Annotated in this window: 15 protein-coding genes; 4 read left to right on the forward strand and 11 right to left on the reverse strand. The window is 57.5% G+C overall.

The window, feature by feature from the left end:
• Positions 1 to 2: 2 nt before the first annotated feature.
• From ACQKPC_RS09955 to ACQKPC_RS09990, 8 genes are all read right to left on the reverse strand, one after another.
• The gene (locus tag ACQKPC_RS09955) at positions 3 to 3647 is read right to left on the reverse strand and encodes a transporter substrate-binding domain-containing protein (protein WP_427624309.1); all 3645 of its coding nucleotides are present in this window, start codon (positions 3645 to 3647) and stop codon (positions 3 to 5) included.
• 8 nt (positions 3648 to 3655) lie between these two features.
• A complete protein-coding gene (locus ACQKPC_RS09960) occupies positions 3656 to 4282 on the reverse strand; it encodes a response regulator transcription factor (RefSeq protein ID WP_095634681.1) in 627 nt (208 codons plus the stop codon).
• A gap of 256 nt (positions 4283 to 4538) precedes the next feature.
• On the reverse strand, positions 4539 to 4943 hold the full coding sequence (locus ACQKPC_RS09965) for a response regulator (RefSeq protein ID WP_427624310.1): 405 nt from the start codon (positions 4941 to 4943) through the stop codon (positions 4539 to 4541).
• 169 nt (positions 4944 to 5112) lie between these two features.
• Complete coding sequence (locus ACQKPC_RS09970; RefSeq protein ID WP_008075647.1) at positions 5113 to 6444, reverse strand: deoxyguanosinetriphosphate triphosphohydrolase; 1332 nt, start codon at positions 6442 to 6444, stop codon at positions 5113 to 5115.
• Between the two features lie 166 nt (positions 6445 to 6610).
• Positions 6611 to 7774 carry an EAL domain-containing protein gene (locus ACQKPC_RS09975; RefSeq protein WP_427624312.1) on the reverse strand — a complete coding sequence of 388 codons (1164 nt, stop codon included), beginning with the start codon at positions 7772 to 7774 and terminating at the stop codon, positions 6611 to 6613.
• Positions 7775 to 7896: 122 nt separating this feature from the next.
• The gene (locus tag ACQKPC_RS09980) at positions 7897 to 8238 is read right to left on the reverse strand and encodes a hypothetical protein (protein WP_218397486.1); all 342 of its coding nucleotides are present in this window, start codon (positions 8236 to 8238) and stop codon (positions 7897 to 7899) included.
• On the reverse strand, positions 8235 to 8624 hold the full coding sequence (locus ACQKPC_RS09985) for a phage holin family protein (protein WP_367372439.1): 390 nt from the start codon (positions 8622 to 8624) through the stop codon (positions 8235 to 8237). The genes ACQKPC_RS09980 and ACQKPC_RS09985 overlap by 4 nt, the downstream gene beginning before the upstream one ends.
• A 1-nt stretch (position 8625) precedes the next feature.
• Positions 8626 to 8940, reverse strand: coding sequence for a DUF883 family protein (locus ACQKPC_RS09990; protein WP_427624314.1), 315 nt, complete (start codon positions 8938 to 8940; stop codon positions 8626 to 8628).
• 306 nt (positions 8941 to 9246) lie between these two features.
• On the opposite strand from ACQKPC_RS09990, the gene ACQKPC_RS09995 reads away from it, so the two are divergent.
• A complete protein-coding gene (locus ACQKPC_RS09995; protein WP_427624316.1) occupies positions 9247 to 10455 on the forward strand; it encodes an ammonium transporter in 1209 nt (402 codons plus the stop codon).
• Between the two features lies 1 nt (position 10456).
• Here the strand turns inward: ACQKPC_RS09995 and ACQKPC_RS10000 are convergent, their stop codons facing one another.
• Positions 10457 to 12169, reverse strand: a complete 1713-nt coding sequence (locus ACQKPC_RS10000) for a cation:proton antiporter (RefSeq protein ID WP_427624318.1) — start codon at positions 12167 to 12169, stop codon at positions 10457 to 10459.
• 207 nt (positions 12170 to 12376) lie between these two features.
• On the opposite strand from ACQKPC_RS10000, the gene ACQKPC_RS10005 reads away from it, so the two are divergent.
• The 3 genes from ACQKPC_RS10005 to ACQKPC_RS10015 all read left to right on the forward strand — a co-directional run bounded on the left by ACQKPC_RS10005 (position 12377) and on the right by ACQKPC_RS10015 (position 14067).
• On the forward strand, positions 12377 to 12619 hold the full coding sequence (locus ACQKPC_RS10005) for a glutaredoxin family protein (protein WP_032835369.1): 243 nt from the start codon (positions 12377 to 12379) through the stop codon (positions 12617 to 12619).
• Between the two features lie 163 nt (positions 12620 to 12782).
• Entirely contained in the window at positions 12783 to 13103 is a 321-nt protein-coding gene (locus ACQKPC_RS10010; protein ID WP_008075636.1) for a hypothetical protein, read from the forward strand.
• Between the two features lie 73 nt (positions 13104 to 13176).
• A complete protein-coding gene (locus ACQKPC_RS10015) occupies positions 13177 to 14067 on the forward strand; it encodes a pseudouridine synthase (RefSeq protein WP_427624321.1) in 891 nt (296 codons plus the stop codon).
• Positions 14068 to 14156: 89 nt separating this feature from the next.
• On the opposite strand, the gene ACQKPC_RS10020 is transcribed toward ACQKPC_RS10015, so the two are convergent.
• Complete coding sequence (locus ACQKPC_RS10020) at positions 14157 to 14378, reverse strand: YgdI/YgdR family lipoprotein (protein ID WP_007895056.1); 222 nt, start codon at positions 14376 to 14378, stop codon at positions 14157 to 14159.
• A 76-nt stretch (positions 14379 to 14454) separates the two neighbouring features.
• Positions 14455 to 15057 carry a molybdenum cofactor guanylyltransferase MobA gene (gene mobA, locus ACQKPC_RS10025; protein WP_427624323.1) on the reverse strand — a complete coding sequence of 201 codons (603 nt, stop codon included), beginning with the start codon at positions 15055 to 15057 and terminating at the stop codon, positions 14455 to 14457.

The raw sequence follows: 15057 nt of genomic DNA on the forward strand, positions 1-15057 counted from the left end.
AGTTAATGCTCCTTCATTGTGCTTTTGTCATGGCGTGCCATCTGTTGTTGCAATGATTGCTCCAGTTCGAGCATGGCGCGCTCCATGGCCTTGCTGCAATCGGCCACTTCATCGTGGTGGAGTCTGTTATTGCAGGCCTGTTCGAGCGCCTCGCAGCTGTCGATCAGTCGGCAGGCCTGGACGATTCGGGCCGCGCCCTTGATTTTGTGGGCAATGTCGAGGAGTGATTGCCGGTCCTTTGACTCGGATAACGCCAGCAGCGCTTTGCGGTCCAGGCGGGTGCTGTTCAGCAGTTCGGTCAACAATCGCTGGTTCAGTGTCGGGTTGCCACCGGTCAACAGGTGCAGCCCCTCCAGACTGAAGGCCGGTGCGCGGACCGTCGGCGTGATGCCTTCGACCCTCTGGCTCAAGGCCGTCAGGCTGAGAGGTTTGAACAGGCAATCGTCCATCCCGGCCAGTTTGCAGCGTTGTCTTTCCTCCGGCTGTGCGTTGGCGGTGAAACCCAGAACGGTACAGGGAGGGCGTTGCAGGTGCTGTTCATGTTGGCGAATGGCCCTGGCCAGCTCATATCCATTCATGATCGGCATGTTGCAATCGGCAATCACCAGGTCGAATGGCTGACTCTTCCAGGCTTCGAACCCCGCCTCGCCATCCGCTGCGACGTTGAACCGATGCCCCAGAAACTCCAGTTGCTGACACATGAGCAAGCGATTGGCCGGATGATCATCGACCACCAGCACGTTCAAGGGGGTAGTGCTTGGCTGGATTTGCGGCTCGACAGATTCCGGCATCCGTTCCGTCGGCAGGGTGGCCAGGTTCAGCGAAATGCGGACCTTCGTGCCGACTCCCGACTGACTGTTCAATTGCAGGCTGCCGCCCATCATTTCGCACAGATTGCGACTGATCACCAGGCCCAGCCCCGCACCGCCTCTGGCTAACTGGCCGGAGTTATCGGCCTGGACGAAAGGCTCGAACAACCGCTGTTGATCCTGCTCGCTGATTCCTGCGCCACTGTCTTCCACCAGTAACTGCAACTGGACCCGGTCGGGCTCGTCGGTCGACTGCAACTCGACGCTGATCCTGACCTGGCCCTGTTGCGTGAACTTGATGGCATTGCTGATCAGATTGGACAGCACCTGCTTGAAGCGCATCGGGTCCAATACGACATCGGTGGTCGGTTTGGCAGGGCTGAACTCCAGTTGCAGTCCGAGATTTTTCTGCCGGGCCAGCCCATCGAAAATCCGCACCACCGAGGCTACGGTTTCAGCCAGATTGACGCGCTCCGGGCTCAGGTTCAGACGCCCGGATTCGATGCGCGCAATATCAAGAATGTCCCCGATCAGTTCCAGCAGGTCTTTCGCCGAGTGGTACGCGACGTCAATGGCGGGGCGATCCGGATGACTGTGATCGATACGTTTGAGCGTCAGTTCGAGCATGCCGATGATTGCATTCATGGGCGTGCGGATCTCATGGCTCATGGTCGCCAGAAAGGTGCTTTTAGCTCGGTTGGCAGCATCGGCTTGTTCCTTCGCGGCCCGTAGTTCATCGAACAGTTGCCGGCGTTCGCTGATGTCGATCCAGCCGCCAATGATGCCCTGCACGTCACCGCTCGAGTCGCGATAGGGAAGAATCCAGTGATAGATCGTCAGCTTGCGGTCTTCGATGTGCAACGGACGGTCGAGAATCAGCGGCGTTCCCTCGGCCATGACGCGCTGGTAGTCCGCCTGATATTCCCGTGCTTCGAAGAGGTTGCCGAGGGTGCCCTGTATGACACCTTTACCGATGATGTCTTCGCGTTTCGCGCAGAAGGTTTCCAGATAACTGTCGTTGCAGCTTTGCAGCAATCCCTGGCGATCACGCACGTAAATGGGATGAGGCGTGCCATTGACCAGCGATCGCATGAATTCCAGTTGATCGTTCAATGCGCGCTCGGCCGCCTGCCGCTGTTTGATCTGGCGCCTCATATAGGCGTTCCAGGCAACGGATATCAGCAGCAACACGCCGGCGCCTATAACGATCTGATAGAACACGCGATGATAGTTGCGCCAGGTACTTTGCGAGACTGCTGAATAGCCGCGCCAGCGGTTGTTGATGATGCCCAGCTCTTCGGGGGCGATGCTCAGCAGCGCCTTGTCGAGGATGGCATTCAGTTCCTTGGCGTCGCGCCCGGTCGCCAGGGAAAACGCTGCCTGTCGGGTACCGATGGTGGTGCTGATCTGAAGTGTCTGTTCGAAGGTCCGCGATGAAATGAAGTAGTTGGCGGTCACCAGTGAGTTCACCGCACCTTCTGCCTGGCCCTCGGCGAGCAACTCAACGGCACTGAACGTGTCCGGGGTCTCAACCAGGTTGATTCGCGGAAACTCGCTGCGCAGGTAATCCACCAGTGGGTTGCCTTGGGCGATGGCCAGGCGTTTGTCCTGCAATTGCGTGAGGTTTGTCGGGCTGTCGGCCGCTTTGCGCGTCAGCAGCACAAAGGAGTTTTCCAGATAGGGACGGCTGAAGCTCAACGTCGTTTCACGTTGAACGCTGGGGAGCAGGGCGGCGATCAGGTCGGCCTGATGGTTGGCGATTTGCTCGATCATCTCGTCATCGCTTCGGCTGCGCTGGATGTCGAAACGCAAACCGGTGCGCAATCTGATCAGCTCGAGCAGATCAGCCGTGACGCCCCGAAAGTTGCCGTCGCTGTCGAAAAACGTCAGTGGCGCAAACGCTTCATTGACCACGACGCGCACGACTGGATGTTGTGCCAGCCAGCGCTCTTCACGGTGGCTGAGTTGCAGCTTGTGATCGGTGAGAAGAATGTCGCTGCCGGCACTCCAGCGTTTGGCAATGTTTTCTCGCTCGCTGGTGGGGATGGCCTTGAGTACTGCGTTGATGATAGCGAGCAGATCCGGATTGTCCTTCTGCACGGCAAAGCTGAAACCATGGGCTTCGTGTTTACCGAAGTTGGCCATGCGGATGTTGTTCAAATACCCCTTGTTGATCATGTAGTGGGTTGAAATGGTGTCGCCGAGAAAAACGTCGGCCTGGTCGAAGGCAACCGCATTGATTGCATTCTGGTAGGACGGGTAAGAGGTGATGATTGCCTTCGGATACAGCGCCCTGACTTCGTCCAGAGGCAGATAGTGATACACCATGCTGAGCCGCATGCCGGCAAGTCCATCGGTCAGCGATCTGGTTTCTCCTTCTCGTGTCACCAGTACCGGTTGATCCACCGCATAAGGCGTGGACAGGGCAATGTCGGCATTGTCGGCCTCGAACCCATTGGCGGTGCCAAGCATGTCGACCTGGCCTTTTTCCAGCGCCTCGATAGCGGCCCCTCGGGAGGCGAAGCGCTGAACCTTGACCGGCAACCCTATGGCCTTGCCGAGGATGCCTGCGTAATCGGCGGTGAAACCTTCATAGTCGTGGCCGCTGAGGGTCAGGTCGAAAGGAGGATAATCCGGGGCCGATGTACCCAGGATCAATTCACGTTTGTCTTTGACCCATTGTCGTTGTGAGGTATCCAGCTGGACTTCCATGTGCCCGGCCGTTGAACGACTGAGCAGGGTGTAGTGTTCGCTGGCTGTCTGAGCCGCGAGTACTGAAGTGCTCAGGCATAAACCCGCGGCCATGAGTATCAGACAATCCTTGAAACGGCTGGGCATCCTGTTTCTCACACTAACGCGTTACGTTTTGCCATATCGATGAGTTCAACCAGGGATTTGGCCTTGAGTTTCTGCATCAGTCGTTTTTTATAAGTGCTGACCGTCTTGTTGCTGAGAAACATGCCCTTGGCAATTTCTTTGTTTGTACGGCCCTGGGCGAAAAGTTGTAATACCATCAGTTCTCGATCATTAACGGATTTGAACAATTCCAGGTCGGCCCAGCGCACGTCGTCACGACGAACAGGGTTCAACGCTTGACTGGGGAAGTAGTTGTAACCAGATAAAACTGCTTTGATCGCACTCATCAGTTCACTGAGGTCTTCCTGTTTGCATACATAGCCCGATGCACCGGACTGCATGCAGCGAATACCGAAAAGTGTCGGGCATTGTGCAGTTAATACCAGTGTTTTTAACGGTGTGCTCATGGCATTGAAGCGGGAAAGAACTTCCAGCCCATCCAGTTTGGGAATGCTGATGTCGAGGATGATCAGGTCAGGCATGCATTCGCGAACCATCTGCATTGCATCGACCCCATTGTCAGTTTCGCCGACGACTTTGTAACCTTCATGTTCCAGCAGCATTCGAACCGCAAGGCGGATGACAGGGTGATCGTCGACAATAAAAACGGAGTTCATAATCAATTCCCATACGTGCACAAATAATGCGCGCACCTTAGCTCAGATAGTTATGGGGCCGCATGAACTGAGGGAGCTATAGCGGCAATATAGGAAAAGTCCTACAACTGAAGAAGAATGGGACTACGTATCAACTAGGTTGTGCATGAGGAAAGGCGAAAGTTTGGTAGGACTAGTCAAGCGATTGAAAGCATTGAGCTAGAGGTCTGAATCTATACGTTGTTCATTGTTTTAGTGTGTTTGGGTTTTTGTGTTTTTATACGGAGGCCAAGGTCAATAAGTTTCTGAAGTCTGATTGTTTCAATGGTTTGATCAAGTAACCGAGCAAGGGTAATCCATGGTCGTAGGCCATTACTTTAAGTTTGTCCAGTTCGACGGATGTCAGGCTGCTCAGAAGTATTGCCTGCCTGATCATCCCCCGGTGACTGGCGTATTCGATCAAATCAAGGCCTGCAAGGTCGGGCAGGCATTGATCGCACAGAAGAATGTCGAACGGTTGCGCAGCCTTGAGCATTTGTTGCAAGGCGCCTCTGGCACTGTCAGTGGCGGTCAGTTGGGTGAAGCCAAAACTCTCGAGCAGGTACTGAGTCGCCCGTAGCTGAAAGGGATGATCTTCCACCAGCAAGATGCGCCAATCATGTTTGAACATAGGAGCTTTCATGAGTCATCTGTCGAGCAAAGGGAGTGAGATTATTTCGCGAGATGGCCGAACAATCGATCAGTCCGCTCCGCACAAGGTGTAGGGCGATTCTGTCGACGTTGAAATACAGATGAATGTCGAGAATTCGATCAGCCGCTCAGAGCTCTCTGACAGGCTGATCGATACGTTTTTATCGGTGGCTTGAACGCCCGGTCATTTCCAGCGCCATTTCACCGGCATAGCTGTCGGTCATGCCGGCGATGAAATCAATCATGCGCAAGAAGGAGGTGTGTAAAGGGCCGTGAGGATCGGGTGCATTATTGCCCAACAGGTCGAGTATGCGGCGGTGCTTGAAGGATGGCGTACGGCCGTTGTGTTGCTCCAGCGCTGCGCCGCAAAAGGCGTTGAGCAGGATTTCCAGGGTGGTGTAGGCGCCAATTTCGTGGAGTGTCTTGCGCTTGTCCTGGAAGATTTTTTTGCGCGCCATGTCCTTGGCATTCAAGACGCAACGTTTGGCGGGGCCGTGCATGTGTTCCACCAGGTCGCCAGCCAGCGTGCCGGCCAGCAGCGCGTCCTGTTGCTCGACGAACGCTCGGGCTGCTGCGTTGGTCAGGTGTTCGATGGCTTTGCCCCGCAGGATCGCCAGTTTGCGCCGGCGCGAATCTTGCGGGCCGAGCTGGCGATAGGTTTCCGGGAGATCGTCGCCCACCAGGTCCAGCAGCAGGGACTCGACTTCGGCGTACTCCAACAGGTCCATCTCCAGGCCATCTTCCAGATCGATCAGCGCGTAGCAGATGTCGTCGGCGGCCTCCATCAGGTACACCAGCGGATGGCGCGCCCAGCGTTGTTCGTCCAGTTGGGGCAGACCGAGCTTGTGAGCGATCTGTTCCAGCAGTGGCAGTTCGCTCTGATAACAGCCGAACTTGTGCTTCTTGTAGCCCAGTGAGTCGGCGTGCCGGGCAGTCCACGGGTATTTGAGGTAGGTGCCCAGCGTGGCGTAGGTCAGCCGGGTCCCCCCTTCGAACTGGTGGTATTCAAGCTGGGTAAGTACCCGGAAACCTTGGGCATTGCCTTCGAAATTGAGGAAGTCGTTGCGTTCGGCTTCGCTCATCGCATCCAGCCAGCCACGGCCGGCGGCCTGCTGGAACCAGTGGCGGATCGCGTCTTCACCGGAATGACCGAAGGGCGGATTACCGATGTCATGGGCCAGGCAAGCCGATTGCACCACCATGCCCAGATCGCTCGGTTCGCACCAGTCGGGCAGGGCGCTACGGATGGTTTCACCGACACGCATGCCCAGCGAACGGCCGACGCAGCTGACCTCCAGCGAGTGGGTCAGGCGCGTGTGGATGTGATCGTTGCTGGAGACCGGATGGACCTGGGTCTTGCGCCCGAGACGGCGAAATGCGCCCGAGAAAATGATGCGGTCGTGGTCTTTATGGAAAGGGCTGCGGCCGAGTTCTTCCGGGCTGTGCACAGGCTTTCCGAGGCGTTCGCGGGTGAGCAGGGTTTGCCAATCCAAGGCTGGTTTCTCCGTCAGGTGACTGATCCCCTAGCTTCCCGGTTCGCGCCGATACCTGCAAGAGGAACCAGGGTCTGTTGACGTATGGTGACGACCGCGACGGCGGCCCACTTGCCTCGCACAAGTTGGCACAGCAACGCGGTTCGCCACCATACGTCAACAGACCCTAAAGCCCCGCGGCATCGATATCGATGAGCAGCAGTCGCTCGCCGTTATCGAAGAATTGCCCGGCGGTGAGGCAGTACTGATTGCTGGTGGCATCGCGGTAGGTGTTGGAAAGCGTCAGCCGGCGCTCATCCCAACCCTCGGCCAGCAAGTGATAAAAGTAGGGGCGCCATGACCAGTTATGGCCCAAGTAGCGGTTATCGGCTTCCCAGCCGTTGTTGCGCCATTCCAGATTGGGGGTCAGCTGCGTGCCGTGGCGGTCGCATTGATAAAAGCGCAACAACCAGGGAAACGCTTCCAGTTGCGGCAAGGTGCTGAGGGGCGCGCTGGCTTGAGCCCAGGCTTGCAGGATGGTCATCAGTTCGCTGAGTTGCTGGCGCATGATCATCAGGCGAGCGCGCTCAGCCAGTTTTTGCTGAACATAGCGCTGACGCAGTTGCGCGAAGCGCTCGACAAAGGCATCTGTGGCGAAGAAATCAGCTTGCGCACGGGCGAACAGAAAGCCCTGTACGTAGCGTGAACCACACTCCAGGGCAAAATTCAGTTGAGCTTCGGTTTCCACGCCCTCAGCGATAATCCAGCAACCGGTTTTCTCCGCCATTTGCGCCAGTGCCTTCACCACCTCGCTGCTGGGGCCTCCCAATGCGGCGGCCTGGAACAATCGCATGTCGAGCTTGAGAATGTCCGGTTGCAGGGCCAGCACGCGATCGAGCTGAGAGTAACCGGCACCGAAATCATCAATGGCGATCCGCGCCCCGGCTTGTCGGTAACGGGCCACGACTTCGGCAAGACGCTGGCTGTCACCGCCCAGTTCGGTGATCTCAAAGACGATTCGTTGCGCGTCGACGCCATGCCTGCTCAGCTGCTTGAGGCTTGGCAGTGCCTGGTCCCGGTGCAAGCGACTGATCCAGCGGGGCGATATGTTGAGGCTGAGAAACCAGTCCGGGGGCGCTTCATGCAGACGGCTCAGCGCATCATCGCGAATCTGGCGATCAAGACGACGCAGGGCGATGGCGGGGGTTCGCGGGTCGGCGAACAGCGGTCCTACCGAGGTCAGTTGACCGTCGGCCTGACGCAGTCGACCCAGCGCTTCGACGCCAGCGATGCGGCCCGTGGCGGTATCGATGAACGGCTGAAAGCAGGCGAGCGGTTGCCCGTCGATCACAAGGCCTCCTTAGTAAGGTTTTGTTCCGGGTAAACCTGGACACCAAGCAGGCACGCAGGACTAACCTCTCATAAAGAGGTTAATCCAGGTGGTGTTGCAAGAATGCAGCCAAACAGGACTGATTAGTGTTTGCGCGAAGAGTTCTGCATGATCAGCTTGATCAGTGGCCCCAGCGTGACGCCCAGGCGAGCCAGCCGAGTCAGGCTGCCGATACCGCCACCCTTGGCACCCTTGCCGGTCAGAAAGCCCAACCCGATCACGGCCGCGATGCCCCAGAGCGGGGCGTGTTTGATGCCGAGACCGTCTTGCAGGTTTTGCGTCATGCCACGCACCCGTTGCAAGGGATGCAGCAGCTGTTGGGATTCGTGGCGAATTTCCTGGCGATGCATTTCCATGCGCAGGCGAATCAGCGCCTTGCGCATTTCCGTGCGCGAGCTGTTGCGGGGAAGTTCAGACAGGCTCATGGCAACAGACGCTCCCGATCATTGGCCAACTCTTCCAGAGTGCCGTGGAAGGGCGAGGATTCATCGAAAATCGCTGCTCTCAAGCGCATCGCACAGAACAACGCGGCGAGGGTATAGAACACACAGAGCCCGATGATTGCTGCCAGGCGATAGGTGTCCCAAAACAGGATCAACACCAGCGTCGACAAGCCCACCAGCAATAACAAGGCAAAGACCAGCGTCAGGCCTGCAAACAACAACAGGCTTACCGTGCGTGCTTTTTGTTCCTGCAATTCAATGCCAAACAGTTCGACATGACTGTGCAGCAGTCCAAGAAACGCGGCACCGAGGCGCCGCGGGGATGAGCCGGTGCCCGTCGCGGACGGGTCGGATTCGCCGATCGCCATATTAGCGCCGAGTGGCCAGCAGGCCGATCAGGAACCCCACGCCAGCCGCGATCCCGATCGATTGCCATGGGTTGGCCTGGACGTAATCTTCCGTGGCGGTGACAGCGGCTTTGCCGCGCTCGCGCACAGAGTCTTCGGTCAATTTCAGGGTTTCCCGCGCGCGCAGCAGACTGTCATGGATCTGCTGGCGCAACTCATCGGCTTGATCGCCAGCCAGGGATTTGGTGTGCTCCAGCAACCTTTCAGTGTCGGTGACCAGTGTCTGAAAATCTTCCATCAAAACTTCTTGAGCAGTCTTTGCTGTGGTGCGTGCCATTGGTGATCTCCGTGAGTGGCTTCTGAAGCGTTCGAGTATGAGCCTTGCGTGAAGGTTCAGTACAAATGACTGGTACAACTTTTGCTATGTCGTGGTGCGTCAGCCTGCGCCGTCGCGCTGTTGCTGGGCATGATTTCAGGAAAACCTTAACTCAAATAATCAAAACTCGCGCAAAGGTTCCGTTCTTGTGCGCCAAAGCGGTTCATCCGGATCAGCGCTTCAGTCTGGATCGGCTGCAACTTGGTGCGTCAGCCTTCTGCACGAACTGCTTTGGTGCTTTTTTTCAGCCTTCAGGTCTGCCAATCCATGGAAAATCTGCAAAGTGCTGTGGACAGTCTGGTCCATAGCTCCAACACGTTGTTCATCCTTATCGGTGCGGTCATGGTCCTGGCCATGCACGCCGGTTTCGCCTTTCTCGAGGTGGGTACGGTTCGACAAAAAAACCAGGTCAACGCTTTGTCGAAGATCCTCAGCGACTTCGCCATTTCGACCCTGGCCTACTTCTTTATAGGCTATTGGATTTCCTACGGAGTCACTTTCATGCAGCCGGCGGCGGTGATCACCGCCGATCATGGCTATGGGCTGGTGAAGTTTTTCTTTCTGTTGACCTTTGCTGCGGCGATACCGGCAATCATTTCGGGAGGCATCGCCGAGCGCGCCCGGTTCGTCCCGCAGTTGTGTGCGACGGCGCTGATCGTGGCGTTCATCTATCCCTTCTTCGAAGGCATGATCTGGAATGGCAACTTTGGTTTGCAAGCCTGGTTGCTGGAACGCTTCGGTGCCAGTTTCCATGACTTCGCAGGCTCTGTGGTGGTTCACGCCATGGGTGGCTGGCTGGCACTCGCGGCGGTGTTGTTGCTCGGCCCAAGGCAAGGTCGTTATCGCGATGGACGACTGGTGGCATTCGCACCGTCGAGCATTCCCTTTCTGGCGTTGGGTTCCTGGATTCTGATCGTTGGCTGGTTCGGCTTCAACGTAATGAGCGCTCAAACACTGCAAGGGGTCAGCGGGCTGGTCGCGGTGAATTCGTTGATGGCCATGGTCGGTGGCACCGTGGCGGCGTTGATCGCCGGGCGCAATGACCCGGGCTTCCTGCATAACGGCCCATTGGCCGGACTGGTGGCGATCTGCGCCGGATCGGATCTGATGCACCCGGTGGGCGCGTTGGTGACCGGTGCCATCGCCGGGGCACTGTTTGTCTGGTGCTTTACCGCCGCCCAAGGCAAATGGCATATCGATGATGTGCTGGGCGTCTGGCCTCTGCATGGGCTGTGTGGTGTCTGGGGCGGGATCGCTTGCGGCATCTTTGGTCAAACCGCCTTGGGTGGTTTGGGGGGCGTGAGCCTGATCAGTCAGTTGATCGGCACTTCTCTGGGTGTGATCGTGGCGCTTGCCGGCGGTTTTGCGGTGTATGGCGTAATCAAGGCGTTCCATGGTCTGCGCCTGAGCCAGGAAGAGGAGTATTACGGCGCGGACTTGTCGGTGCACAAGATCGGTGCCGTGAGCCAGGATTGAATCAGCGTTCCTCATCGTCGGCACCGGGGTAAAAGCCGTGCAGCAGGCGATAGCGGTCACGCCGTACCTGGTCGACCCGGTCTCGCACCTGCTGGCCGGGTATGCCCAGCATGATCAGCGCGTGGGAGACGAGCATCAGGCTCGACTCCAGCAACTCGGGTACGACTTCGCTGGCACCGGCTGCCTTCAACTCGGCCAACTGACTGTCGTCCCGTGTGCGCACCAGGATCGACACACTCGGGTTGAACCGGCGTGCCTCCTTGAGTATCAACAGTGCGATGTCCGTCTGATCCACGGCGATCACCAATAGTCTGGCGCGTTCCAGCCCTATCGCCACCAGCAGTTCGCCGCGACGTGAATCGCCGTAATGGACGCAGTTTTCATTGACGGCTGCTTCCTGAACCCGCACCGGGTCGGTATCCAGCGCAATGTACGGTTGATCTACATTACGCAGGACGCGCCCGATGGACTGACCTACGCGGCCATACCCACAGATCACCACGTGATTGTGCAAGCCAGCGTTGAGTGCGCTGATTTTTTCGAGTTCGGCTTCTTCGTTGGGCTTGTGGTGCAGGCGTGTGGCGATGTGGGGAGCGGCGCGCAGCAGTAAAGGCGTCACCAGCATCGAGCAGAACGTGGCGGCTAGCAGCAGGCCACCGAAGTCGGCGGGCATCAGTTTGTTCTGCTGCATTTGCGTCATCAGGGCAAAACAGAATTCACCCCCTTGAGCCAAGGCCAGGCCGCTGCGCCAGGCGGTTTCGACATCGCTGCCGCGCCATTTGACCAGCAGCGCGACCACGGTGCCTTTGATCAGCAGTAATCCCAGCGTCAGTCCGAGAATCAGCAAGCCGTGGCTGGCAAACAAGCGCAAGTCGATCAACATGCCGATGCTGACGAAGAATACCCCGAGCAGAATGTCGCGAAACGGACGGATGTCCGCCTCGATCTGATGTCGGTAGTGGCTTTCCCCCAGTAGCATGCCGGCGAGAAAGGCGCCCAGGGCTGGGGAGAGGCCGAGCAGGTGAGTCAGCCAGGCCGTCAGCAGAACGATCACCAGCGCCAACAGCACGAACAGCTCGGCGGACCGGGACGCGGCGACTTCATGAAACAGCCGTGGCAAAAACCAGCGACTGACCAGCAGCAGACCGACGAACAGCACGATCGTCTTGCCCAGCGTCAATGGCAGAGCCCAATACCAGACCTGGTCGCTATTACCGGCGAACACCGGCACCAGGGTCAGTAGCAGCACTGCGACCACGTCCTGGAACAACAGCACGGCGATGGCATTCTGGCCGTGGCGGCTGAAAAGCTCACCGAGGCTGCTTAACTCCTTGCTGACAATGGCGGTGGACGACAGCGCCAAACCGGCACCGAGTAACAGTGCAGGCGTGGTTGGCATGCCGAACAGCATCAGCAACATCCCCAGCGCGATCCCGGAAACCAGCACTTGCAGGCTGCCCAGGCCAAACACCACTTGGCGCAGTGCGAGCATTTTCGATAGAGAAAATTCAAGCCCGAGAGAAAACAGCAGGAACACCACGCCCAACTCGGCAAGGTCGGGCAACTCTTCGCTTTCATTCACCCAGTTGAACGCGGTCGGTCCGATCATCAGCCCTACGCACAGGTAACCCAGCACCGGTGGCAAGCGCAGGCGCTGGAACAGTGCAATCACTACCAAAGAGGCGGTGAAGATGATCAACAGATTGGCGAACACAAAAAACTCCGGTGAGGGATCTGGCTACTCAAGCGTAGAAGTAAAAAAGACGCGAGCATCGCGCAAATGGCCGTTAAGGCGAATGATGTGCGTCAGGAGTTTGCCGAAATCTCTTGAAATGCCATTGCTCAGACAGATAGGGCATCGGCTCGACTGCTTTTGATCGCGGGCCTAGAATGAGCGCTTACTTCGATGGGTCTTGTCGTCATGCCTCCTGAATGTCAGTTGTTCGGCACCGTTGGTTGCCATCTTTGTGAAGTCGCCGAAGCCATGCTGATGGAGTTTGTCGAGCGTGGTCTGTTGGTGGAGCTGGTGGATATCGCTGACGATGAAACCTGGTTCGAAGCTTACAGTCTGCGTATTCCGGTGTTGCGACGGGTCGATACCGGCGCTGAGTTGGGCTGGCCGTTCGGTGCCGATGAAGTGGTGGCGTTCCTGCGCGAACCCTGACGCTGCTGGCGATGCGCCCCACCTGTCGCGATCCTCGTTTCATCCCTTGGCCAAAGACAGGTTATTCGGTTACTGTATGTTCATACAGTTACTCCGATTGCCTGCCATGCTTTTCCCGGTTTCGGGTTTACGCAGGCGATCCCGGACGTCAGAGGGATGAACCTTGGTCAATGTCGAGCAATTGAAGAACAGCGTGAACCGGATGTCGGCAGACGTGGTGCGCGAGGCTGTCCTCGAACTGCGTTTGGATGGTTTGGTCACGGAGGGGAAAACACCCTTCAACAAATTGCATTTCAATACCTGTTTCGCCGAAATCGAAGCCTTGTTCCAGCGTGCGGGCTACCACCGGCAGCTGGATGTCGTGGGCTATCAGGGGTTGTTGTATGCGCTTTATGATCCGGGGCGCTGGGAAGCGGTCGATGTGCTGCGCTGGCTCAAGGAGTTCACCGAAGCGGCCGCTCGAGCACAGTCGATACCGGCCTGAGGATTCTCTTCTAGGTTCGTTCCGGCCACTGTTGGATAATGCCGCTCTGTATTGAGGGGTTAGAGCTTTTCGTATGTCCACTTCATCTTTTTCTGCCGCACACAACCAGGCCAGCACGCTCTATCTGCCGCCGGGGACGTGGCAGACCGTCCTCGATTGCCTGTGCGAACACTTCAGCGCCATCGGTCGTGAACAATGGCTGGACAGAATTGCTCGCGGTCGTGTCCTTGATGGGCAAGGCCTGCCGATCCCCCTGAACCTGCCTTACAAGGAAGGTCTGCGGATTCATTATTTCCGTGAGGTGCCCGACGAAAAACCGATCCCGGTGGTGGAGTCGATCCTCTATGCCGACGAGCATCTGGTGGTGGCGGACAAGCCGCACTTTCTGCCCGTGACTCCGGCGGGCGAATACGTGGAGCAGACATTGCTGCGGCGGCTGATCCGTCGCCTGGATAACCCGCATCTGGTGCCTTTGCATCGCATTGACCGGCATACGGCGGGGCTGGTGCTGTTTTCAGCCAACCCTCAGAGTCGGTCGGCGTATCAATCCTTGTTTCCTGCACGCCAGATCGAAAAGCGCTATGAAGCAATCGCCCGGGCATTGCCGGAGCACACCTTCCCGCTGGTTCATAAAAGCCGACTTATCGATGGCGAGCCGTTTTTTCGCATGCAAGAAGGTCCGGGCATCAGCAATACCGAGACGGCTGTCGAGGTCAGGGAAAAAAACGGTGAACTCTGGCGTTATGCGTTGTACCCGGTGACGGGCAAGAAACATCAGTTGCGAGTTCACATGACAGCCCTGGGGGCCAGCATCTGCAATGATCCGTTCTATCCGCAGGTGCTCAAGGACGTAGAAGATGACTATGCCAACCCCTTGAAGCTGTTGGCCCAGGGGCTGCGATTTGTCGATCCGGTCACGGGGCAGGAAAGAGAATTCGAAAGCACCATCACCTTACAGTGGTGATCACAGGGCTAACGACCCTGCTTTTCTTCAGCCACGAAAAAGCCCGCTTTAAAAGCGGGCTTTTCTGTATCTGGTTGTCGCCGTAAAGATTACAGATCTTTAACGGTACGGACCTGATCTTTGTTGACGCGGGTGTGCTTGCCATCCAGTTGTTCGAATTCGTAAAAGCCCGATTCTTCATCGTACTTAGGCGCGTCGACGGCCTGGATTTCTCGACCGTCATTCAAGGTGATCACTGTAGGCGATGCGCAACCGGCGAGGGTGGCAAGGCCCAGTGCGAGCATGAAAGTGGCGAGGGTCCGTTGAGTCATGGGTGTGTCTCCGAATGGGAATTCTTTTGGTTGCTGAGCTTGAGACGTATACAACGCGCGCAAGTTCCTTCGCGTGTCAGTCTGACACAGTGTGGTGTGTGCTTAACAGTTCAGGCGTATTAAGATTGGCCAGGCGGGGGTCGTTATCCGGGCATTGCAGGGCTGTGGCGCCCAGCTTGCGCATAAGGCGACCCGGGCTGCGCTCGCCTTCGTTCCAGGCAGTCTCGAAAGCCGCTGAAAGGGCGACGGGAATCATGCACAGCAAGGGTTCCCAATGTTCACCATGGCGCAGCATCAGCGGTTTGTCCGGATGCTGCCCGGCAGTTTCACGCATGTTCTGGAGCAGCGCGGCATCGATGCGTGGCACATCGCAGGGCAGCACAAGTAAGCAGGCGTGACGGGCGGCCTTCAGGCCAGCGCGAATACCCGCCAACGGCCCCGGAAAGTCGCCTTCGTCGTCATGGACCAACTGATCCGCATAAGGCGCATATTTTTCCGGGTTTCTGTTGCAGGAGATGATCAGGTCATCACTCAGCGGGCGCGTCTTGCGGTGCAGATGCGCGATCAGCGGTTCGCCGTGCCAATCCAGCAATCCCTTGTCCTGACCGCCCATGCGTTGGCCGCGACCGCCGGCCAGGAGCAGAATGGAGCAAGGTGCCAGAGGTGTATTCGAGGTCAT

The organism is Pseudomonas sp. NPDC089918, from assembly GCF_050280605.1.
Classification (GTDB): domain Bacteria; phylum Pseudomonadota; class Gammaproteobacteria; order Pseudomonadales; family Pseudomonadaceae; genus Aquipseudomonas.